21 protein-coding genes are annotated in these 21967 nt (G+C 50.6%); 19 read left to right on the top strand and 2 right to left on the bottom strand.

What is annotated here, in order from left to right; translation table 11 throughout:
- Positions 1-153 precede the first annotated feature (153 nt).
- The 16 genes from L2725_RS08270 (at position 154) to dinB (ending at position 15331) form a co-directional block, all read left to right on the top strand.
- A complete protein-coding gene (locus L2725_RS08270; RefSeq protein WP_249248495.1) occupies positions 154-705 on the top strand; it encodes a TRAP transporter small permease subunit in 552 nt (183 codons plus the stop codon).
- Positions 705-2069 carry a TRAP transporter large permease gene (locus tag L2725_RS08265; protein WP_249248665.1) on the top strand — a complete coding sequence of 455 codons (1365 nt, stop codon included), beginning with the start codon at positions 705-707 and terminating at the stop codon, positions 2067-2069. Before L2725_RS08270 ends, L2725_RS08265 begins: the two co-directional genes overlap by 1 nt.
- A gap of 38 nt (positions 2070-2107) precedes the next feature.
- Positions 2108-3208, top strand: a complete 1101-nt coding sequence (locus tag L2725_RS08260; protein WP_249248494.1) for a TRAP transporter substrate-binding protein — start codon at positions 2108-2110, stop codon at positions 3206-3208.
- A gap of 274 nt (positions 3209-3482) precedes the next feature.
- A complete protein-coding gene (gene luxS / locus L2725_RS08255) occupies positions 3483-3992 on the top strand; it encodes an S-ribosylhomocysteine lyase (protein WP_249248492.1) in 510 nt (169 codons plus the stop codon).
- Positions 3993-4617: 625 nt separating this feature from the next.
- Positions 4618-5952 carry a Na(+)-translocating NADH-quinone reductase subunit A gene (locus L2725_RS08250; RefSeq protein WP_249248490.1) on the top strand — a complete coding sequence of 445 codons (1335 nt, stop codon included), beginning with the start codon at positions 4618-4620 and terminating at the stop codon, positions 5950-5952.
- On the top strand, positions 5949-7148 hold the full coding sequence (locus L2725_RS08245; RefSeq protein ID WP_115136159.1) for an NADH:ubiquinone reductase (Na(+)-transporting) subunit B: 1200 nt from the start codon (positions 5949-5951) through the stop codon (positions 7146-7148). Before L2725_RS08250 ends, L2725_RS08245 begins: the two co-directional genes overlap by 4 nt.
- Entirely contained in the window at positions 7141-7935 is a 795-nt protein-coding gene (locus L2725_RS08240; protein WP_248935377.1) for a Na(+)-translocating NADH-quinone reductase subunit C, read from the top strand. Before L2725_RS08245 ends, L2725_RS08240 begins: the two co-directional genes overlap by 8 nt.
- Positions 7935-8567, top strand: a complete 633-nt coding sequence (locus tag L2725_RS08235; RefSeq protein ID WP_115136157.1) for an NADH:ubiquinone reductase (Na(+)-transporting) subunit D — start codon at positions 7935-7937, stop codon at positions 8565-8567. The genes L2725_RS08240 and L2725_RS08235 overlap by 1 nt, the downstream gene beginning before the upstream one ends.
- Positions 8568-8573: 6 nt before the next feature.
- Positions 8574-9182, top strand: coding sequence for an NADH:ubiquinone reductase (Na(+)-transporting) subunit E (gene nqrE / locus L2725_RS08230; RefSeq protein WP_115136156.1), 609 nt, complete (start codon positions 8574-8576; stop codon positions 9180-9182).
- Between the two features lie 48 nt (positions 9183-9230).
- Positions 9231-10478, top strand: coding sequence for an NADH:ubiquinone reductase (Na(+)-transporting) subunit F (nqrF, locus tag L2725_RS08225; protein ID WP_115136155.1), 1248 nt, complete (start codon positions 9231-9233; stop codon positions 10476-10478).
- A 71-nt stretch (positions 10479-10549) separates the two neighbouring features.
- Entirely contained in the window at positions 10550-11569 is a 1020-nt protein-coding gene (locus L2725_RS08220) for an FAD:protein FMN transferase (RefSeq protein ID WP_249248489.1), read from the top strand.
- Between the two features lie 9 nt (positions 11570-11578).
- On the top strand, positions 11579-11809 hold the full coding sequence (gene nqrM / locus L2725_RS08215) for a (Na+)-NQR maturation NqrM (protein ID WP_115136153.1): 231 nt from the start codon (positions 11579-11581) through the stop codon (positions 11807-11809).
- A 112-nt stretch (positions 11810-11921) separates the two neighbouring features.
- Positions 11922-12998: a GGDEF domain-containing protein gene (locus tag L2725_RS08210; RefSeq protein WP_249248487.1), complete on the top strand. Its 1077-nt coding sequence runs from the start codon at positions 11922-11924 to the stop codon at positions 12996-12998.
- A 234-nt stretch (positions 12999-13232) separates the two neighbouring features.
- A complete protein-coding gene (bfr, locus tag L2725_RS08205; RefSeq protein ID WP_249248485.1) occupies positions 13233-13697 on the top strand; it encodes a bacterioferritin in 465 nt (154 codons plus the stop codon).
- An 11-nt stretch (positions 13698-13708) separates the two neighbouring features.
- Positions 13709-14200, top strand: a complete 492-nt coding sequence (gene bfr / locus L2725_RS08200; RefSeq protein ID WP_249248664.1) for a bacterioferritin — start codon at positions 13709-13711, stop codon at positions 14198-14200.
- A gap of 60 nt (positions 14201-14260) precedes the next feature.
- Positions 14261-15331, top strand: coding sequence for a DNA polymerase IV (dinB, locus tag L2725_RS08195; protein ID WP_249248484.1), 1071 nt, complete (start codon positions 14261-14263; stop codon positions 15329-15331).
- Between the two features lie 29 nt (positions 15332-15360).
- On the opposite strand, the gene L2725_RS08190 is transcribed toward dinB, so the two are convergent.
- Entirely contained in the window at positions 15361-15723 is a 363-nt protein-coding gene (locus tag L2725_RS08190) for a hypothetical protein (RefSeq protein ID WP_249248483.1), read from the bottom strand.
- A gap of 231 nt (positions 15724-15954) precedes the next feature.
- Here L2725_RS08190 and L2725_RS08185 point away from each other — a divergent pair, with 231 nt between their 5' ends.
- On the top strand, positions 15955-16308 hold the full coding sequence (locus L2725_RS08185) for a GNAT family N-acetyltransferase (protein ID WP_346429389.1): 354 nt from the start codon (positions 15955-15957) through the stop codon (positions 16306-16308).
- A gap of 70 nt (positions 16309-16378) precedes the next feature.
- Here the strand turns inward: L2725_RS08185 and L2725_RS08180 are convergent, their stop codons facing one another.
- Positions 16379-17839 (bottom strand): beta-Ala-His dipeptidase, encoded by a 1461-nt coding sequence (locus L2725_RS08180; RefSeq protein ID WP_115136146.1) that lies wholly within the window; start codon positions 17837-17839, stop codon positions 16379-16381.
- A gap of 270 nt (positions 17840-18109) precedes the next feature.
- Between L2725_RS08180 and L2725_RS08175 the strand changes: the two genes are divergently transcribed.
- Both L2725_RS08175 and L2725_RS08170 read left to right on the top strand, forming a co-directional pair.
- The gene (locus L2725_RS08175) at positions 18110-19648 is read left to right on the top strand and encodes a M17 family metallopeptidase (protein WP_249248481.1); all 1539 of its coding nucleotides are present in this window, start codon (positions 18110-18112) and stop codon (positions 19646-19648) included.
- A gap of 903 nt (positions 19649-20551) precedes the next feature.
- On the top strand, positions 20552-21841 hold the full coding sequence (locus tag L2725_RS08170) for an NCS2 family permease (RefSeq protein WP_249248480.1): 1290 nt from the start codon (positions 20552-20554) through the stop codon (positions 21839-21841).
- Positions 21842-21967 lie beyond the last annotated feature (126 nt).

Below are 21967 nucleotides of genomic sequence, written 5' to 3'. Positions count from 1 at the left end.
CTCCCACTGCTTTCATCATTCTGTCATTTCTGCTGTCTGCCCGGTTTTTGTATAAATACTCACCTCCAACCTCTGTGTTTCTGATTTTCAGTCTGTAACTTTTCTGTTATCAATATGTTGTTATAAAAACAAACAACAAAACAGTAGAGTTGTATGAACAAACTGATCGCTGCCTGCTCCTGGCTGACCGAATATTCCGGCCGCTTGGTCAGTTGGGCCACATTGATTTTACTGCTGCTGACTCTGGCGGTAGTTATTCTCAGATATGTTTTTAATACCGGCGCGACTGCACTGCAGGATACGGCTTTGTATCTGCATGGTGCGGTATTCACTTTAGGAGCCGGATATACCCTCAAGCATGACGCCCATGTACGGGTGGATATTTTCTATCGGCGTTTTTCCGAACGCGGCCGTCATTGGGTGGATTTTCTCGGCACCTTGTTACTGCTTCTGCCCGTCACTCTGTTTATAGGGATCTGGTGTTTTGAATATGTCGCGACTTCCTGGCGTATCGGCGAGAGGTCGGTAGAGGCGGGAGGCCTGCCGCTAATCTATGTGCAAAAGAGTCTGCTGTTGATACTGGTTGTGAGCCTTATTCTTCAGGCCGTGGTGGAGCTTTATAACCATGGTAAAGCCCTGTTTGGGCACGGTGGTAACATTAACTCTGCCAGCAATCCCATCAGCCATGAAGGGGAAGGATTATGATGGCCCTGCTGCTGTTTTTATGCATCTGTTTGGTGCTGATGCTGGGCTATCCAGTGGCCTTTACTCTGGCAGGTATGGCGCTCTTGTTTGCTGGAATCGGTACCCTGAGTGGCGACTTTAACCCCATGTTGCTCAATGCTCTGCCCAGTCGTTTATATGGGGTGTTGAATAACCCGATTTTGATGGCTGTGCCTCTGTTTGTATTTATGGGTACTGTGCTGGAAAAATCCAAAGTGGCGGAGCAGTTGCTGACCAGTATGGCAGAACTGTTCGGGCGTTTTCGTGGTGGGCTGATATTCAGCGTGTTCTTTGTGGGCATGTTACTGGCTGCCAGCACAGGTATTGTCGGTGCCACTGTGGTGACCATGGGGCTAATGTCTTTACCTGCCCTGATTAATCGCGGTTACAGCCCCTCTTTTAGTGCCGGTGCTATCTGTGCCACAGGGACACTGGGGCAGATTATCCCGCCCTCTATCGCCCTTATTCTGCTCGGAGATGTACTGTCCAATGCCTATCAGCAGGCGCAGTTATCCATGGGGATATTCAGTCCCAAGTCAGTTTCTGTTGGTGATCTGTTTGCCGGTGCACTGATCCCCGGATTGGTGCTGGTGGGACTGTACTGCCTTTACACACTCTTCCTTATATATAGAAAGCCTGAACGCTTTCCTGCTGTTGCAGAACAGGGACAACTGGACAGTCAGTTCTGGCTGCGTACCGCGTGGGCGCTATTGCCACCACTGATACTGATATTGATGGTGCTGGGCTCTATTCTGCTGGGGGTCGCTACGCCGACGGAAGCAGCCTCCGTGGGTGGGGCTGGCGCCCTGGTGATTGCCCTGTTGAAACGCCAGTTGACGCTAAAGGGCTTGAAAGAGGTGATGCTGAGTACGGTCAAAGTCACTTCCATGGTGTTTCTTATCCTGATCGGCGCCTCAATTTTCTCATTGGTCTTTCGTGGTCTTGGCGGTGAAGAACTGATTCATCAGCTGTTTTCCAATATGCCCGGCGGTGTGATTGGCGCCATGATATTGGTCATGGCGGTGATTTTCCTGCTGGGCTTTATTCTGGATTTTATTGAGATCACCTTTGTGGTTGTGCCTCTGGTGGCGCCGATTTTGTTGGCCATGGGGCTGGACCCTGTGTGGCTTGGCATCATGATCGCCGTCAATTTGCAGACCTCATTTTTAACTCCGCCGTTCGGATTTGCACTTTTCTATCTGCGGGGTGTGGCAAAAGACTTGGTGACCAGTGGCCAGATCTATAAAGGGGTGATTCCCTTTGTGATGATCCAGCTGCTGTTAATGTTGTTGTTGAGTATCTGGCCTGAGCTGGCGACCTGGTTGCCTCAGCAGATATATGGTTAGGCCCTTGAGACGGGTCGACAGGGATGAGGGTAATAAAAATGAATAAGTGGCTAACCGGTTTGGCTGTGGCGGTCACCATGTTGTTGTCCGGCTGTGGTGATAAGCAGCAGTCTCAGGGGGAAGGGACTGCTGCTGAGCCTGCAAAAACCTATCAGTGGAATCTGGTGACCTCCTGGCCCAAGAACTTTCCCGGATTGGGGATGGGGCCTGAGCGTTTCGCTGTGCTGGTGGATGAGATGTCTGCCGGTCGCCTTAAAATTAAAGTGTACGGGGCGGGTGAACTGGTTCCTGCGTTTGAAGTATTCGATGCGGTCAGTCAGGGGACTGCCCAGATGGGACACAGCGCGGCCTATTACTGGAAGGGTAAGTCTCCGGCTGCCCAGTTCTTTACTTCAATTCCTTTCGGCTTGAATGCCAAGGAGATGAATGGTTGGCTCACCTATGGTGGCGGTCAGGAGTTGTGGGAAGAGGTTTATGAGCCATTTGGCATTCTGCCAATGCCGGGAGGTAACTCAGGCGTGCAGATGGGCGGCTGGTTCAATAAAGAGATTAACTCCCTGGATGACCTGAAAGGCCTGAAGATGCGTTTGCCCGGGCTGGGTGGTGAAGTGCTGGAACGTTTGGGCGGCACACCGGTAACGCTGCCGGGCCGTGAGCTGTTTACCGCGCTGCAAACCGGCACCATAGATGCCACTGAGTGGGTGGGACCTTTTAACGATCTGGCTTTTGGTCTGCACAAAGCTGCCAAATTCTACTACTACCCTGGTTGGCATGAGCCGGGTACGACTCTGGAATTTTTGATCAACAAGCAGGCCTACGAGCAATTGCCTGCAGATCTGCAGGCGATTGTCAGAGTGGCAGCCAAGGCAATTAATCAGGATATGCTGGATGAATACACTACCCGCCATGTGGAGGCCCTGGATGCTCTGGTCAATGAACATGGTGTGCAGCTAAGAGCCTTCCCGGAAGATGTGCTGGATAGTTTGAGAGACACATCCATCGAGGTGATTGCCGAGCAGTCAAACAAAGACCCGCTGATGAAAAAGGTTCACGATGCCTATCGTGAATATGAGCAGGGTGTCCGCCGTTACCACAGCATAGCCGAGGATGCTTATACCGAGGCCCGTCAACCTGACTAACCACACACCTGCACTTTTTGGTGACAATTACAGCGCCTGAGTAAAGTGCAGGCTACTCTTTGGTGTCTTATTGGTGATATCCTTGTGATTCACTTGTGAGTGGCTGTTATTTAACAGATAACAGCCACTTCCTAATGGAAGAAGCAGTGCAGTCCCGGACTCTCTGTCGCTGGCTTAACACTGATTCAGTTGCCCGCGGATAAGGATTAAGTGCCCTTTTGTCGGTCCCGGTTTGCTGCTTCCTGTGGAAATGGAATACACCCTGGAGAAGTCTATGCCACTGCTTGGTAGCTTTACTGTGGATCATACCCGGATGCATGCGCCCGCAGTGCGGGTAGCTAAAACCATGAGTACGCCCTCCGGCGATACCATTACCGTCTTCGACCTGCGTTTTTGTATTCCCAATAAAAGTATTCTGAGTGAACGGGGCATCCACACACTGGAGCACCTGTTTGCCGGCTTTATGCGTGACCATTTGAATGGCGACTCGGTTGAGATTATTGATATCTCTCCCATGGGCTGTCGCACCGGCTTTTATATGAGCCTGGTGGGACAACCCAATGAACTTGTGGTGGCTGATGCCTGGCTTGCCGCTATGGCCGATGTATTGGACGTCTCTGAACAAAAACAGATCCCTGAATTGAACGCCTACCAGTGTGGCACCTTCGAGATGCACTCTCTGGAGGAGGCGCAGGCCATTGCCCGGGCGGTGATTGCCGCCGGTGTCAATGTTAACAGGAATGCTGAACTGACTCTCAGCGACGAGATTTTGGCTGGTCTGTGAAGTTTCTCTGCCGCGCTGAAGGTGACGGTGTGAGGTTTGTGGCGCTTTTGTTTGCCGCCAATGTGTGAGTGTTTGGAGTGAATGTGTGCGCCCACTTACGGTTAACTTACTGCAATAAGTGGGATTCTCTCGATATATATGTGGCGAAATGAGGGTTCGCTGCTATTTTTCTTAAGGGAAGGGTGAGCCAGATCGCACGAGGCCTCCCCATGGGTGAGTCGATTTCAGTTGCAGTTTTGTATTGGACTTTAGTCGATAAACTCGGTTTTGAGCGCAAAAATTCGGCAACACCGTTTGTTTAGTGTGCGTTTGGATGTAAATCGTTAAAAACTAATGTTTTATTTTTGCATCTACTGCAAAATGTGATTTTTAGCGGCTTTCACCGGAAAAACCCCTGTCGATGTTCACGATTGCTGGCCTTTTGGCTGTTTGATCACAGATAAATGGTCGTTATTTTCGTGGCAGTGATGTGTTAATTGGGGTAAAATGCGCGCGAACAGCGTGATTATTGTCGCATTTCTGTGATAAATCTGCGCTAGCTCAATTTTGGGGTTTGGATTAACTCTTTGAAATTGATGCGGGAATGCGGCGCATTGTCTTTCCTTCAAACGTAGTGCTTGTGGATATGATTACAATTAAGAAAGGATTGGACCTGCCTATCTCAGGCAGACCAGAGCAAGCCATCCATGATGGTCAAGCCATTAAACACATAGCTACATTGGGTGAAGAGTATATCGGCTTACGTCCTACCATGAAGATTAAGGTAGGAGATAAGGTGCAAAAGGGCCAGGTGATCTTCGAAGACAAGAAGAACCCAGGCGTTATATATACAGCTTTAGCCAGTGGTAAAGTAACCGAAATCAACCGTGGTGCCCGACGCGTTTTGCAGTCTGTTGTCATCGAAGTCGAAGGGGACGATGCCGTCGCTTTTGATAAGCATGATGCGCAAAACCTCGACGCACTGACTGACGAGCAGGTACGCAGCAATCTGATCAACTCAGGTTTGTGGACCGCGCTCAGAACCCGTCCATTCAGTAAAGTACCGGCCATTGACTCCAAAGCTGCCGGTATTTTTGTGACTGCAACTGATACCCAGCCACTGGCGGCCGACCCTGCGGTAATCATCAATGAGCATAAAGATGATTTCGTTAACGGTCTGACGCTACTGTCTAAACTCACCGAAGGTAAAGTTTACCTGTGTAAAGCTCCTGGCGCGGATATCCCTGCCGGTAACGCTCAGGTAGAAGAGTTTGGCGGCAAACATCCTGCCGGTAACGCAGGTACTCACATTCACTTCCTGCTGCCTGCATCCGGTACCCGTACCGTATGGCATATCGGTTATCAGGACGTGATTGCTGTCGGTAAGTTGTTCACCACAGGTGAACTCTACACTGACCGCGTCGTTGCTATCTCAGGTCCTCACGCCAAGAATCCCCGTTTGGTTCGTTCTCGTCTCGGCGCTCAGGTATCACAGCTGACCCAGGGTGAATCTGAAGGTGAAAACCTGCGTCTGGTATCAGGCTCTGTCCTGAACGGTCGCACTGCCAACGGTCCTCACGACTTCCTCGGACGCTACCACAACCAGGTAACCATTCTGGAAGAAGGTACCGAGAAAGAGTTCTTCGGCTGGGCTATGCCGGGCAAGGATAAATACTCCATTACCCGTGCTTTCTTAAGCCACCTGTCTTCTGGTTTGTTCAACATGACCACCTCTACCGGCGGTTCAGATCGCGCCATGGTGCCAATTGGTGCGTATGAACGTGTAATGCCACTGGATATTCTGCCGACTATGTTGCTGCGTGACCTTGTGTCCGGCGACACGGAAGAAGCCATGGCGCTGGGTGCACTGGAGTTGGATGAAGAAGATTTGGCCCTGTGTACGTTCGTTTGTCCCGGCAAGTATGACTATGGCGTCTACCTGCGGGATTGTCTGGATACGATCGAGAGGGAAGGCTTATGAGCTTGAAAGAATTTATCGAACGTATTGAGCCGCAGTTTGAAAAAGGCGGTAAATACGAAAAGTGGTACGCTCTTTACGAAGCCGCCGCCACCATTTTTTACACTCCGGGTAAAGTGAACAAGGGTCGCACCCATGTTCGCGACAACCTGGATCTGAAGCGCATGATGATCACCGTATGGGCCTGTACTTTCCCTGCGATGTTTGTCGGTATGTTCAACGTCGGCCTGCAGGCGCAGGACGCTCTGATTGCCGGTTTCGGCACTCCGGATGTGTGGCAGGTTTCCCTGTTCAGCATGTTCGGGGCTGAGCTGACCGCCAACTCAGGTTGGGCCACCTTGATGTGGTACGGCGCCTGTTTCTTCCTGCCTATTTATGCTGTGACTTTTGCAGTTGGTGGTTTCTGGGAAGTGCTGTTTGCCTCTGTCCGTGGTCATGAGGTTAACGAAGGCTTCTTCGTTACCTCGATTCTGTTTGCCCTGACCTTGCCCGCAACTATTCCATTGTGGATGGTAGCGCTGGGTATCACCTTCGGTGTGGTTGTGGCTAAAGAAGTATTCGGCGGTACTGGCCGTAACTTCCTTAACCCTGCCCTGGCGGGTCGTGCCTTCCTGTTCTTCGCCTATCCGCTGAACATGTCCGGCGATACCACCTGGGTTGTAGCTGATGGCTATTCAGGTGCGACTGCACTGAGCCAGGCTGCCAGCGGTACTCTGGAATACGGTTTGAGCCAGCAATGGTGGGATTCCTTCTTCGGCTTTATCCCAGGCTCTGTGGGTGAAGTATCGACTCTGGCTATCCTGCTGGGTGGTCTGGTAATTGTGTATACCCGTATCGCTTCCTGGCGCATCATAGGTGGTGTGTTCCTGGGTATGGTTGCAGTTTCCAGCCTGCTGAATCTTATCGGTAGCGACACCAACCCAATGTTCGCCATGCCTTGGTACTGGCACCTGGTTCTGGGTGGCTTTGCCTTCGGTATGATGTTTATGGCGACAGACCCTGTGTCAGCCTCTTTCACCAACAATGCCAAGTGGGCTTATGGTGCGCTGATTGGTGCCATGGCGGTATTTATCCGTGTCATCAACCCTGCATTCCCTGAAGGCATGATGTTGGCGATTCTGTTTGCCAACCTGTTTGCACCACTGTTCGACCATTTTGTGGTTCAGGCCAATATCAAGCGGAGGATCGCACGTGGCTAGTAAAAAGGACTCGTTCGGAAGAACGCTTTTCGTTGTCATTGGCTTGTGTTTGATTTGCTCTATCTTCGTATCGACTGCGGCGGTAGTGCTTAAGCCAATCCAACAGGAAAACAAGCTGCTGGATCGCCAGAAGTACATTCTGGAAGCGGCCAACCTGCTGAACACCAAAGATGCAGGTATGACCAAAGAGCAGATCCTGGAGACCTATAACAAATTCGTTGAGGCCAAAGTAGTTTCTCTGGCAACCGGTGAGTTTGTTGATGTTGATGGCAACAGCTTTGATATGGAAAAAGCGGCCCGGGACCCGAAGACCTCATTTATCCCAGAAAACGACATTGCATCTGTTAAGCGCGTAGCCAACGATGCAGTGGTTTACCTGGTGCACGATGAGGCCGGTACCCTGAAGACTGTGATTCTGCCTATCAAGGGCTATGGTCTGTGGTCAACCATGTATGCTTTCCTGGCACTGGATCCTGACATGAACACGATTCAGAACCTAGTTTACTACGACTTCTCCGGTTCAGGTGAAACTCCTGGTCTGGGTGGTGAGGTACAGAATCCAAAGTGGATCGCAAAGTGGCACGGCAAGAAGCTGTATAACGACCAAGGTGAACTGGCTATCAAGGTAACCAAGAACCCTGCCGTTGCTCAGACTGAGTACGGTGTAGACGCTCTGTCTGGTGCAACACTGACCAGTAACGGCGTGCAGTACTCTCTGGAGTTCTGGCTGGGTAAAGAAGGCTTTGAGAAGTTCATCGACAAGGCCCGTGACGGAGGACTGAGCTAATGGCTGATGCTAAAGAACTGAAGCAGGTCCTCACCGGACCTATTATCAGCAACAACCCGATTGCCCTGCAGATCCTGGGTATCTGTAGTGCACTGGCGGTAACCAGTAAGATGGAAACCGCTATGGTGATGACGATTGCACTGACTGCGGTTTGTGCCTTCTCAAACCTGTTTATCTCTATTATCCGTAACCACATCCCAAGCAGCGTGCGTATCATCGTGCAGATGACCATCATCGCTTCTTTGGTAATCGTGGTTGACCAGGTGCTGCAGGCATACGCCTATGACGTAGCCAAGCAGCTGTCGGTATTCGTTGGTCTGATTATTACCAACTGTATCGTAATGGGGCGCGCTGAAGCCTACGCCATGAAGACTCCTCCTATGATGAGCTTTATGGATGGTATCGGTAACGGCCTGGGTTATGGTGCAATCCTGCTTGCTGTTGGTTTCTTCCGTGAACTGTTTGGTAACGGCTCTCTGTTCGGTGTTGAGCTGCTGAAGAAGGTTTCAGAGGGTGGCTGGTATGAGCCAAACGGCATGATGCTGCTGCCTCCAAGTGCATTCTTCCTGATCGGCGGCATCATCTGGGTTATCCGCATATACAAGCCAGAGCAAGTTGAAGCAAAAGGATAAGATGAGATGGAACATTATATCAGTCTGTTAATCCGCTCTATTTTCATCGAGAACATGGCGCTGGCTTTCTTCCTGGGGATGTGTACTTTCCTGGCGGTTTCCAAGAAAGTCACCACCTCCATGGGTCTGGGTGTAGCGGTAATTGTGGTACTGGCCATCTCTGTGCCGGTTAACCAAATTATTTATCAGGGAATTCTGGCGCCGGGTGCGCTGGCATGGGCTGGTCTGCCTGAAGCGGATTTGAGCTTCCTGAAGTTCATTACCTTCATCGGTGTGATTGCGGCTCTGGTACAGATTCTGGAAATGACCCTGGATAAGTACTTCCCACCTTTGTACAACGCGCTGGGTATCTTCCTGCCATTGATTACAGTGAACTGTGCGATTTTCGGTGCGGTTTCCTTCATGGTTGAGCGTGATTACAACCTGGGTGAAAGCCTGGTATTCGGTATCGGTTCCGGTATCGGTTGGGCACTGGCTATCGTGCTGCTGGCCGGTATCCGCGAGAAGATGAAGTACGCCGACGTACCCGATGGGTTGCGTGGTCTTGGGATTACATTTATCACAGCTGGTCTGATGGCCTTAGGTTTTATGTCGTTCTCCGGTGTGTCTCTGTAAGGGACACCCTGTACGACTTTTCAGAATCGACCTTCTAAGGATAAGTACATGGATATTTTGAGCTCGACTCCGCTGGAAGTATATCTGGGCGTGAGTATGTTTACCGCCATTGTACTGGTACTGGTTTTGGTGATTATGTTCGCCAAATCCAAGCTGGTAGCCAGCGGTGACGTGACGATTAGCATTAACGATGACCCTGAAAAGGCCATCAAAACCGGTGCTGGTGGCAAGTTGTTGGGAGCGTTGGCCGATAACGGTATCTTCGTTTCCTCAGCCTGTGGTGGTGGTGGTTCTTGTGGCCAGTGCCGTGTGAATGTGACCTCAGGCGGTGGTGATATTTTGCCAACCGAGCTGGACCACATCAGCAAAGGTGAAGCCAAACAGGGTTGTCGTCTGGCCTGTCAGGTTAACGTTAAAACTGACATGGATATTGAACTGGACGAAGAGATCTTCGGCATCAAGAAGTGGGAATGCAGCGTTGTTTCCAATGACAACAAAGCCACCTTTATTAAGGAGCTTAAGCTGGCCATCCCTGATGGTGAGTCAGTACCTTTCCGCGCCGGTGGTTACATCCAGATTGAAGCCCCTGCACACCATGTAAGATACGCCGATTACGATATTCCTGAAGAGTATCGAGGCGACTGGGAGCATTTCGGCTTCTTCAAGCTGGAGTCCAAAGTGGATGAGCCGACTATTCGTGCATACTCCATGGCGAACTACCCAGAAGAGTTTGGCATCATCATGCTGAACGTACGTATTGCGACGCCGCCGCCACGCGACCTGTCTCTGCCTTGCGGTAAGATGTCTTCATACATCTGGAGCCTGAAGGAAGGTGACAAGGTTACTATCTCCGGCCCATTCGGTGAGTTCTTCGCCAAGGATACCGATGCTGAAATGGTATTTATTGGTGGTGGTGCAGGTATGGCGCCAATGCGTTCACATATCTTCGACCAGCTGAAGCGTCTTCAGTCCAAGCGTAAGATGAGCTTCTGGTACGGTGCCCGCTCCAAGCGCGAAATGTTCTATGTTGAAGATTTCGATGGCCTGGCGGCTGACAACGATAACTTCCAGTGGCACGTGGCCCTGTCAGATCCTCAGCCAGAGGACAACTGGGACGGTTACACCGGCTTCATTCACAACGTACTGTACGAGAACTACCTGCGTGACCACGAAGCGCCGGAAGATTGCGAGTACTACATGTGTGGCCCTCCAATGATGAATGCCGCCGTGATCGGTATGCTGAAAGATCTCGGTGTGGAAGACGAAAACATCCTGTTGGATGACTTCGGCGGATAATACCCGACGCGCTGCGTGATATACTGTCACGCAGCGTTTTTCCAATTTTGATTGAAGGGTTAAGGGTCATCATGATTAAGACCTTGGGAAAATGGCTGGCCTTTGTAGGGTTGGCCTTTTTTATTGCAGCTTGTTCTTCTCCGGCCAAGTTACAGTCCTATTCCGGCAACACCATGGGTACGACTTACCACATTAAGTTGGTTCCCAATGACAGTTTGCCCGATGCACAGTTACTGCAGGCCGAGATCGATTTGGCACTGGAACAGGTTAACGACCAGATGTCGACCTACCGCCCTGACTCTGAGCTGTCCCGCTTTAATAAGCTGGCATTGGCACAGAGTGTGGTCGTGTCTCCAGACACCCTTAAAGTGGTGGAAGAGGGGATACGTTTGCATAAGCTCACCCATGGCGCACTGGATATAACCATGGGGCCTTTGGTGAACTTATGGGGTTTTGGCCCAGACGCCAGACCAACCAGCATCCCTTCCCAGTTTGAAATCGATGAGGCGATGGCGGACGTGGGAATAGAGGGAATTAAAATCTCCGGCGATCGGCTGGAGAAAACCAAGCCTGAGCTCTATGTCGACTTGTCATCCATTGCCAAAGGTTTCGGCGTAGACAAAATTGCTGCCATCTTGGATAAGTACGGCGTATCCGGTTATTTGGTGGAAATCGGCGGTGAGGTATCACTCAAAGGTACCAAAGCCGGCGGTGAACCCTGGCGTATTGCCGTCGAGCGTCCGACCGAGGATGCCAGAACAGTGCAACTCGTGATTGAGCCAAAAGATATTGCTATTGCCACTTCCGGTGACTACCGCAACTATTATGAAGAAGAGGGTCAACGATTTTCCCATATTATTGACCCGCGTACCGGTTATCCGATAGAACATAAACTGGCATCGGTGACGGTCATGGATAAGAGTTGTATGGTTGCTGATGGACTGGCGACGGCCATGATGGTCATGGGCACCAAGGAGTCTTTGGCGCTGGCGGAGCGTGAGGGGCTTGCCGTGATGCTAATAGAATACCAGGGTGATGGGTTCAAGACCTACTACAGCGAAGCATTCAAACCCTATATTACTCAGCAGTAGGAGTGAAGTATGAGCACATTTTTGGCCGCGTTTGTGGTGTTATTGTTGTTTTTCTTACTGATGTCGGTTGGCTATATCATTAAGCGCAAGGCGGTGGCGGGAAGCTGCGGCGGTTTGGGCGCCATCGGGATAGACAAAGCCTGTGATTGTGATGAGCCCTGCGACAATAGAAAGGCCAAAATGGCCAAGGCTGAAGAGGAAGCCCGTAACGAGCGGTTGACTCAAAACCGCATTATTTAAACCCGGTTACAGAAAAAACGGCGCCATTGGCGCCGTTTTTATTTCCTCCCCGCCCGTGTGCTTTAAAGCTGTCTATACTCAATATTATCCAGGGTGATTTAGGTGGTAGCGCATGACAGCTTCATCTGTGCAGGGGAGAGTGCACTTGCAATACAACGATGCCGATGAATCGAACGGCTTGGCATCCAATCCGGTAGAAGCCGCTGCTGAGATGGTGGGCAGAGCCTCCGAGGCTGTGCTTAACTCTGTAGTGCAGCTAACCGGTAAACGTCAGATCCGTGCTTTGGGTGAGAGCCTGGTGGAGACTATTCACAGTTCACTGGATGCTACCGCTGTTGCCTTTGTCGCGGTGAACAGTCCGATCCATTTTCCTGCCTGTATGTTCCCGAAGAAGAATGCGCTGCCTGAGTCTTCACTGCTTGAATGCGTTCAGAAGTGCTCACGTCAGAAGCAGGTGGTGTCTGAGCGTCACGATGACAGTGTATTGACTGCATTTCCTATTATGGTTAACGGTAACACGGTGAAAGTGTTGCTGATTAAATCCATTATGGAAATGTCTGAACATCAAATCAGTTTGCTTACCGGCTTTGCCCGGGTGTATGAGAACTTTCTCAATGTAATGCTGGATATGGAAACCGATAGTCTGACCGGTTTGCTGAATAAGAAAGCTTACTACTCTCAGGTGCTCGCTGTATTGGAAGATGATGACAGTGCGGTTTGCGAACAAAGTGGTGACCCCAAGTTTTTCTGGCTGGTGATATTCGACGTCGATAAATTCAAGAAGATTAATGACACCTTCGGTCACCTCTACGGTGATGAAATCCTCTTGTTGGTGGCCAACACAATGATCAAAGTCTTTGATGATGAAGATCTGTTGTTCCGATTCGGAGGGGATGAGTTTGTGGTGTTACTCAGCCCCAGAACCAAAGAGAAAGCAAGGGAAGTACTGAAACAGTTCCAGAAGGAAATTGCTGGCATTCGTAACGATAAGTTATGGCCTGTGCGCTGCTCCATTGGCGGGGTCAATGCTTCCGGCGCAGAGAACCCTACCGACCTTTTGGTCCAGGCTGACAGAGCGCTGTACTACGTGAAGGAAAACGGAAGGGGAAAAATCGCCTTCTATTGTGACCTGCTGGATGATGGTGTGATGACCAATGAGCACTTCGAAGATGACATAGAACTTTTTTGAATACCTGTCCCCCTCTTTAGCGTTTTGAGTTTTGTTGAACGGCCACCAATTTGGTGGTCGTTTTCATTTTCGTCGTAAATACAATCGCTTGAAAGAATTGCTTAAGCGTAAATGCAAGTTGGAATGATAATGGTTCTCTTTGCTTAACTTTATGAAAAATAAAGGAATTGAATATTCCTCTGAGCATGATTTACTAAACCTTGATCCAGATCAAAATTCTGACAGGGAGCCATTATGAAAGGCCATGCCGATGTCCTTAAGCAACTCAACAAGGTGTTGACCAGCGAGCTGACCGCCATCAACCAGTATTTTCTGCACGCTCGTATGTTCCGTAATTGGGGCCTGGACGGCCTGGATAAGGTGGAGTATCGCAAGTCGATTCAGGATATGAAGCACTCAGACAAGTTGATAGAGCGCATTCTGTTTCTTGAGGGACTCCCCAACCTGCAATTGCTGGATAAGCTGATGATAGGTGAGCACACCGAGGAGATGTTCAGTTGTGACATGTTGATGTTACGGGGAGAACTGGACCTGCTCAGGGACTCTATTGCCCTGTGTGAGCAGCACCGGGATTATGTCAGCAGGGATATGCTGCAGGAGCTGTTGGAGGATGAAGAGGAGCACCTGGATTGGCTGGAAGCCCAGTTTGAGTTGATTGGCATGACAGGTATCGAGAATTACCTGCAATCACAGATTTAAGGAGGCAGATGATGAAAGGCAATGCAGAGGTAATCGACGCACTCAACCGCTTGTTGACCAATGAGCTGACCGCCATGGACCAGTACTTTGTTCATGCCCGCATGTATGAGGACTGGGGGTTGAACGAACTTTATGAGCGTATTAATCACGAGTCCGATGATGAACGTGAACATGCATCCAGGCTTATTCAGCGAATCCTGTTTCTGGAGGGCAAACCTGATGTCGCCAGCCGCGCACCATTGACCATAGGTAAAGATACGCCCGAGATGCTGCACAATGATCTGCAGTATGAGTACAAGGTCGCTGAAGATCTGCGGCAAGTGATCGCTTTGTGTGAAGAGAAGCGTGACTTCCAGACCCGGGATATTTTGCAGGTATTGCTGGAAGAAACTGAGGCAGACCATATGTACTGGCTGGAGAAGCAGTTGGGACTTATCGACAAGATGGGTCTGGCTAATTATCAGCAGTCAAAGATGGGAACTGAGGCCGCTCCTGCAGGTTAACGTTCGGATCTTGCTTGACACTGTTTATTTGTACAGTATCCTTTCTGTTGGAGGAACACTGTGCGTAAAATTATTCATGTCGATATGGACTGCTTCTATGCAGCCGTTGAAATGCGTGACTTCCCTGAACTCAGGGGAAAGCCCCTGGCAGTTGGCGGTCGCAGCGATCGCCGAGGGGTGATCAGTACCTGTAACTATGAAGCCCGCAAGTTCGGTGTTCGCAGTGCGATGGCGTCAGCCTATGCACTGCGGCTGTGTCCGGACCTGATTCTGGTGCCTGGACGCATGGACGTATATAAGCAGGTGTCATCCCAGATTCGGGATGTGTTCTCCCGTTACACCTCGTTAATTGAACCTCTGTCACTGGACGAAGCCTATCTGGATGTGACCGACTGCACCGCTTGTCGGGGCTCGGCAACCCTGATTGCTGAGGCCATCCGCAAAGAGATCTTCGAAGCAACTGGCCTCACGGCATCTGCAGGTATTGCACCGGTAAAGTTTCTGGCCAAGGTAGCTTCGGATCTAAATAAACCCAATGGGCAATATGTGATAACCCCTGATGCTGTGTCTGAGTTTGTGAAAACCCTGCCTCTGGGAAAAATCCCCGGTGTTGGTAAGGTGACTGGGGAAAAGCTGGCGTCCATGGGACTGCATACCTGTGGTGATGTACAAGGGGCTGAACCGGCCATGTTGACCGAAAGGTTTGGTAAATTTGGTGCTTTGTTGGTGGAAAGATCAAAAGGCATAGATCCCAGAGCTATTTCACCTAACAGGGTGCGTAAGTCCGTGGGGGTGGAAACCACGCTGGCGCAGGACATTTATGAGCTCTCCCAGGCCAACCAGGTGATGTCAGGACTGATCCCCGAGCTTTCTACCCGTATGGCACGGGGAGCGCCGGGCAGAGGTATTCATAAGCAGGTGGTTAAACTCAAGTTTGCCGACTTTAAACAGACCACGATTGAACACCGCAGTGATTCCCTGTCTGTGAATCTGTTTCAGGACTTGCTGGCTCTGGCCATGGAGCGGGCAGAGGGCCGGGGAATTCGTCTGGTGGGGATTTCTGTAGGACTGGCTGAACAGCAAACTGATGAGCAGAACTCCAATGTCTGTCAGCTGGATTTAGCGCTTTGACACTCAGCTTATATTGACTGATGGAGGGTTTAACCTTGATTAAGCGTGCGGCGCGTGTTGTATATAGCTACCGTCATAAACACCAAAGGTGCTGCCAGCAGCGCGCATACAAGATGGTGTAGCAGCAGGTGACTGAGCATAAATCCGGGAATGTCGGACGCTTTATCTATCAAGGTCATTTTGGCGATCAATACCAGGTACAGACTGATATGAAGGAGGGCAGCAGTAGCAAACAATCGACTGAACTTTTGTTTGAGCACTGGGTCGAGCTTGAATGGAAGCTTGCGACAAACTATCCATGCTATGGCGCCAATGGCAATGCTCATCAATCCCTGTCCAATCAGAGACAGTTTAATCAGTACCACTGATACCAGCATAAATATTATAAACACCAGAATTGCATCTCTCTTATTTAGAATCTCAACTGTACGCTACAGGCGTGAACCGGAATTCATCCTGAATCGGCCAGAGTTAATCTTGTCCGCACGTTGCTGCGAGTTAGACTGAGTCTTTACCCTTAGCGGGAGCAAGTCATGGAAATCATCCGTGCTGGCATCAGTCATCTCGACCAAGTTGCCGAGTTATTTAATGATTACAGGGTGTTCTATCACTGCTAATCAGACATTCCCCTTGCCAGAGAGTTTATCGCTGCGCGTTTAAATAACAATGAATCTGTGATTTTTCTGGCATTGGAGAATGACAGCGCCCTTGGTTTTACTCAACTGTACCCATCGTTTTGCTCGGTGGAGGCCTGCAAAATAATGATTCTTTACGACCTGTATGTGGCAGAAAGTGCCCGTAAGTCAGGTGTCGCGACCGGGTTGATGAATGCCGCCAGAGTTTATGCGGAAGGCGCAGGTGCCAGGCGTATGGATCTGTCCACCCAGAATACCAATCTTCCTGGCCAGCACCTCTATGAAAAACAGGGCTACAAAAGAGTGTTGGAAGACTTCTATACCTACTCTTTGTATTTGTAGGTAACAGTGACGAAAAAGCCACATCGAATATCGATGTGGCTTTGTTATTTCAGCTCTTTGTCAGCTGATATCAATCTTTGGTCGGAATACGTTCCAGCACTGCCAGCAGTAATTGCCAGTACTGACCAACAGTCTCAATGTTGACCATTTCATCCGGGCTGTGCGGGAAGCGAATGGTGGGGCCAATGGAGACCATATCCATCTCAGGATATGGCTTTTTGAACAGACCACACTCCAGACCCGCGTGGATAACCATGATCACAGGTTCTTTGTGATAGATATCCTGATAGGTTTCACGCACGATTGCCATGACAGGTGAACTGTTATCCGGCTTCCAACCTGGGTAAGCCCCTGACAGTTCGATTTCAGCACCGGCCAGGTTGGCCAGAGCGATCAACATGCCTTCTACCTGAGTGCGACCTGAATCAATCAGTGAACGGATCAGACACAGAACTTTGACTTCCTGCTCGTCGGTGGAGATTACGCCCACGTTAAGAGAGGTTTCAGTGACGCCTTCCACTTCATCACTCATGCGCATTACACCGTTGGGGCAGGCGTGCAGCAGGTCAATCAGTGTGTTCTGGCTCTGCTCGCTCATCACTCTGGATGGTGTTGCAGCCTCCTTCAGCGTCAGCGTGCCATCTGGGTCAGCGACAGCCAGTTCTTCGCGGATCAGGGCTTCGAACTCGGCAACTTTGGTACGCAAGGCGGCAACATGCTCCTCGGGCACCATAATGGTGACACCTGCTTCACGTGGAATCGCGTTACGCAACGAACCACCGGAGAAAGCAGTCAGTTCCAGTTGCAGGGCTTCAGCATTTTCAAACAGGAAACGCCCCAGCAGTTTGTTGGCATTGCCACGCCCCAGGTGAATGTTCACACCTGAGTGACCACCTTTGAGGCCAGACAGGTTCAACTCAAAACACTGGTAGCCTTCAGCCGGTGCTTCCCAAACCATAGGCAGGGTGATTTCAGCGTCCACACCACCGGCACAACCCATATAGATTTCGCCTTCCTGCTCTGAGTCGGTATTGATCAGAATGTCGGCTTCCAACATGCCTGCTTCCAGGCCGAAAGCACCTGTCATACCGGCTTCTTCATCTATCGTCAGCAGCACTTCCAGCGGACCATGGGGAATATCATCACTGCCCAGAATCGCCAGTGCTGACGCCATACCAATACCGTTGTCTGAACCCAGAGTCGTGCCTTTGGCCTTTACCCATTCGCCATCAATCCAGGGTTCAATTGGGTCTTTTTCGAAGTCATGAACCTTGTCGTTGTTCTTCTGCGGCACCATGTCGATATGCGCCTGGATAACCACAATTTTGCGGTTTTCCATACCAGCAGTTGCTGGCTTGCGGATAATCAGGTTACCCACTTTATCTTCGGTAACGGCCAGGCCTTTCTCTTTGGCCCATGCCTGAATATGAGCGCTCAGGGCTGCTTCATGTTTAGACGGGTGCGGGATGGCACAGATCTGCTCAAACCACTGCCACAGGGGTTGGGGATATAACTGGTTAATGCTTGTCACGAAAGATTCCCTCATAAAGGCCTTTGTAATATCTGGCCCGAGTGTATCACAGACCCAGCGCTGCCCAAGGGCTCTGGCAGGTGATGGTGTCCACTGGTGGAAGAGAAAGTTGCCAGCTGATGGTTTACTGCACAGACCTGAATGTTGGGGTCAATATGGCTTCTGTACAGCGGACTTGACTCATGGAATCCAAACTTGGGGATATGGGGTCTTTAACCCTCAGCGATTGTGTATAGAATGAGGCTGATAATGACAACAAATGGACCTTACATGACAAGCAACTTCTTTACTCCGGCTGCGGAGAACGCGTGGCGCGAACAGGATTGGGATCTGCTGGTGTTGTTTACCACAGCGGGTGAGTGGCCAGCTAATAAGGTACTGGCTGATATTGCCCAGGCTGGCAAGCTGCTGGATGCCCGTGTGGGTAACACTTTGACCATGCTGGCAGCGCCTCAGGTCAGTGGCGGTCGAATGATATTGGCGCCGGTGACAGGTACTGACAATGAATATCAAGATGTTCGTCTGTTTGCTGATATGGGCAAGCAGGCCGCCGCGTTAGCCAAAGCGGTTGGTGCCCGTCGACCTTTACTGATGCTGGATGCCAAATTGGATGCAGCTTACAAGCAAGCGTTGCAGGTTGCCGCTTTGGGTTTTGCTCAGGCGTTGTGGCAGCCGTTGGAGAAGCGCGAAGCTGAAGGTTTGTCTGCTGCATTGGATGCCGTGGGGGTATTGGCCGATGAGCAAACCGTTGCTCAGTTAAGCGCCATTGAGGCGGGCAAATATCTGGCGCGGGACCTTTGTGGTACTGAGCCGGAGCGGATGTCAGCGCCGGCGTTCGCCCATTACAGCGTGGCACACCTGCAGGACTCAGGGCTGACAATCAGGGTAGAAGAGAACCGGGATGCGCTGGAGCGGGATTACCCGCTTATGAGCGCGGTAGCCAGAGCTTCTTTTCAGGTCGCTCGTCATCAACCCCGTGTTGTGCGGTTCGAATATCAGGGTGAGGGAGAGTGTCAGCATACTTTCCTGTTGGCTGGCAAAGGTGTGGTGTATGACACCGGCGGCGCGGATCTGAAGATTGGTGGTGCCATGGCCGGTATGAGCCGGGACAAGGGGGGCGCTGCAGCTGTAGTGGGGCTGATGAAGTCTCTGTCGGAACTCAAGCCAAAAGGGATTCGGGTCATTGCCGATGTGGGATTGGTACGCAACAGCATTGGCTCAGAAGCGTTTGTTACCGATGAGATTATTACCAGTCATGCTGGTGTACGGGTACGCATTGGTAATACAGATGCCGAAGGTCGATTGGTGCTGGCTGATGTGCTGTCTCACCTGCGTATTAAGGCAAAAGAGTGTGTTGCTCCTGAGCTGTTCTCGGTGGCTACTCTTACTGGTCATGTGGTTCGCGCCTATGGAGGCTACACTGCCGCAGTGGAGAATGCGGTCGCCAGGGAGCAGGGCGTTGCCAACAGTCTGAATGAAATCGGTGAGAGTTGGGGGGATCCTATGGAAATCTCCCGATTGCGTCGTGAAGACTTTGCCAAAATCCGTGATGTCTCAGATGCGGCAGATATTCTCAGTTCCAATAATGCGCCGTCCTCCATCACTGCAAGAGGTCACCAATTCCCGGCGGCCTTCCTGCTGAAAGCCTCGGGCCTGATGGACAACACAGGCGAGGATGAGTTACCACTGCCATACACCCATCTGGATATTGCTGGCAGCGCCACTGAGGGTGATCCGGTTTATGGCGTGCCAACTGCGGCGCCGCTGACAGCTCTGCTGCAGTACATCTTGTCCAAATCCAGTCATTGATCGGTATTGATGGCCAAAGGTAAAACGCCGTGGGTTACTCTGCGGCGTTTTTTATTGACTGGGGCTTAGCATGGTTGTTTGGTAATAAAATTACTTAATTTTGAGTTTTTAGAAAAAATATTCAGCGATCTATTGTAATAAAACTACATAAATGTAGAATGGCTCGCGTTGGTTGAGCCAAGGTGGCCACCAGCTCTAGTTCACCTCCTTACGGAATAATCTCCAAGGATATGAATGATAAGTTGTCTCCACGGAACCGAGAATCTCTAGCTCCAGGGAACCGAGCCAAGCTTCGCTAGAGTAATTTTTTTACAACTTTTGATTTCGGAGTATCTCAATCATGGCTTATCAAGCGATGACCTCTATTTATTGGCAGAGCACCTGGTTTGATACCAGTGTTTTGCGTGGTGGCATTTACCCAATGTCACTGTAAGGACTCACACTCCTTACCGGAAAGTTTCCATCATCCATCAACCTTTGTATCACCCTTTGGGTGTGTTTCGGACAAACTGCTTTTCTGTTGTTAGTCACCTTTCGCATCGGTGGCCCTGATTACTCGCTGGCGCGGTAACCAATTTCCCTGCGGAAAAGTATGAGTTTTGTCTTGGCCTGCTCTTTGAGCAGGCTTTTTTTTATCTGCAATTTGCTCTCTGGGTGTTCCCTTTAACGTTTAACAACCCGCAACATAAGCGAAAGATATAGCAGCATCGTCTAAAAATCAGGTCGATCGTTCGGCTTTTGGAACAATATGTTCTGTCTGGTGGGCGTTAGCTTGCTGGTCTGATCTGGTTGAAATTCCTATAATCCCGCCGCAAATGTGAGTGGCTTTCCAGGATGGCTGTTCCGGTAGGTACCGGGTCACTTACCCACACTGTTTGTTTCGCGCTATAGGAACCAGCTTCCATGTTGGAAAAACTGTTCAAACTCAAGCAAAACCAAACCAGCCTTAAGCAGGAAGTGATCGCAGGTTTTACCACCTTCCTGACCATGGCCTACATCCTGTTTGTTAACCCTATGATGCTGGCAGATGCCGGTATGGACCATGGTGCTGTATTTGTGGCCACCTGTCTGGCGGCAGCCATTGGCTGTATCGTCATGGGTGTCGTCGCCAACTATCCCATTGCACTGGCTCCCGGTATGGGTCTGAACGCCTTCTTCACTTACACTGTGGTTGGTGAAATGGGCTACAGCTGGGAAACTGCACTGGGTGCAGTATTCCTGTCCGGTATCTGTTTTATGGCCTTGTCTCTGGCCCGCATTCGCGAGTGGATTGTGAACTCAATTCCCATGTCGCTGCGACTGGGTATTGCTGCTGGTATCGGTCTGTTTCTGGCGCTGCTTGCGCTGCAAAGTTCAGGTATCGTGGTTGCCAGCCCGGCGACTCTGGTGACCATGGGGGATATCACTTCCTTCCCTGCGCTGATGGCGACTCTGGGATTCTTTATCATTATCGCGCTGGTTCAGCGTGGATTTAAATCTGCGGTGATTATCAGCATCCTGTCTATTACTGCATTGGGTGTGATTTTCGGTGGTGTGGAGTACAAAGGCCTGGTGTCTACACCGCCGTCGATTGCGCCAACCTTTATGGCCATGGACCTCTCCGGTGCGCTGGAAATCTCTATGCTGTCAGTGGTGTTTGCCTTCCTGTTTGTTGACCTGTTTGACACTTCCGGCACTCTGGTTGCAGTCGCTCAGCGTGGTGGTTTCCTGGATGACAAAGGACGCCTGCCTCGCTTGAACCGTGCTTTGATGGCTGACAGTACAGCGACTATCGCAGGTGCTGTATTGGGTACGTCAACCACCACAAGTTATATCGAAAGTACCGCAGGTGTGAGTGCTGGTGGCCGTACCGGTTTAACTGCGGTTGTTGTGGGTTTGCTGTTTTTGGCTGCTCTGTTTATCTCGCCGCTGGCAGGTATGGTGCCAGCCTATGCCACCGCGGGTACTCTGTTCTATGTCGCCATTCTGATGATGTCTGGACTGGTACATGTAGAGTGGGAAGATCTGACTGAAGCAGCTCCTGTGGTTGTGGTCTGTATTCTGATGCCTCTGACATACTCCATTGCTACCGGTATCGCCTTTGGCTTTATCTCTTACGCCGCGATCAAGCTGATGAGTGGTCGTTACCGTGACCTGACTGCTGGCGTAGTGGTGTTGGCAGCCCTGTTTGTGGCCAAGTTTGCGTTCGCCTGATAAAAGCAAGTTATCATGCAACTCTGCTTCGGGTTGATCACTGAGTTAAAAAGCACGTCACAGGACGTGCTTTTTTGTATCCGGGGTCATTCCAGTGTGGATGAAATCTTGCTCATCTATGATGAA

The organism is Shewanella corallii, from assembly GCF_023349125.1.
Classification (GTDB): Bacteria; Pseudomonadota; Gammaproteobacteria; order Enterobacterales; family Shewanellaceae; genus Shewanella; species Shewanella corallii.
The sequence above is the reverse complement of the archived record's forward strand: the minus strand, read 5'-3'. Positions and strand labels throughout refer to the sequence as shown.

Excerpts from the sequence above, each read along its gene's own strand:
- L2725_RS08270 (WP_249248495.1), top strand. The coding sequence starts at position 154 with ATGAACAAACTGATCGCTGCCTGCTCCTGGCTGACCGAATATTCCGGC.
- L2725_RS08265 (WP_249248665.1), top strand. The coding sequence starts at position 705 with ATGGCCCTGCTGCTGTTTTTATGCATCTGTTTGGTGCTGATGCTGGGC.
- L2725_RS08260 (WP_249248494.1), top strand. The coding sequence starts at position 2,108 with ATGAATAAGTGGCTAACCGGTTTGGCTGTGGCGGTCACCATGTTGTTG.
- luxS (WP_249248492.1), top strand. The coding sequence starts at position 3,483 with ATGCCACTGCTTGGTAGCTTTACTGTGGATCATACCCGGATGCATGCG.
- L2725_RS08250 (WP_249248490.1), top strand. The coding sequence starts at position 4,618 with ATGATTACAATTAAGAAAGGATTGGACCTGCCTATCTCAGGCAGACCA.
- L2725_RS08245 (WP_115136159.1), top strand. The coding sequence starts at position 5,949 with ATGAGCTTGAAAGAATTTATCGAACGTATTGAGCCGCAGTTTGAAAAA.
- L2725_RS08235 (WP_115136157.1), top strand. The coding sequence starts at position 7,935 with ATGGCTGATGCTAAAGAACTGAAGCAGGTCCTCACCGGACCTATTATC.
- nqrE (WP_115136156.1), top strand. The coding sequence starts at position 8,574 with ATGGAACATTATATCAGTCTGTTAATCCGCTCTATTTTCATCGAGAAC.
- nqrF (WP_115136155.1), top strand. The coding sequence starts at position 9,231 with ATGGATATTTTGAGCTCGACTCCGCTGGAAGTATATCTGGGCGTGAGT.
- L2725_RS08220 (WP_249248489.1), top strand. The coding sequence starts at position 10,550 with ATGATTAAGACCTTGGGAAAATGGCTGGCCTTTGTAGGGTTGGCCTTT.
- nqrM (WP_115136153.1), top strand. The coding sequence starts at position 11,579 with ATGAGCACATTTTTGGCCGCGTTTGTGGTGTTATTGTTGTTTTTCTTA.
- L2725_RS08210 (WP_249248487.1), top strand. The coding sequence starts at position 11,922 with ATGACAGCTTCATCTGTGCAGGGGAGAGTGCACTTGCAATACAACGAT.
- bfr (WP_249248485.1), top strand. The coding sequence starts at position 13,233 with ATGAAAGGCCATGCCGATGTCCTTAAGCAACTCAACAAGGTGTTGACC.
- bfr (WP_249248664.1), top strand. The coding sequence starts at position 13,709 with ATGAAAGGCAATGCAGAGGTAATCGACGCACTCAACCGCTTGTTGACC.
- L2725_RS08175 (WP_249248481.1), top strand. The coding sequence starts at position 18,110 with ATGACAAGCAACTTCTTTACTCCGGCTGCGGAGAACGCGTGGCGCGAA.
- L2725_RS08170 (WP_249248480.1), top strand. The coding sequence starts at position 20,552 with ATGTTGGAAAAACTGTTCAAACTCAAGCAAAACCAAACCAGCCTTAAG.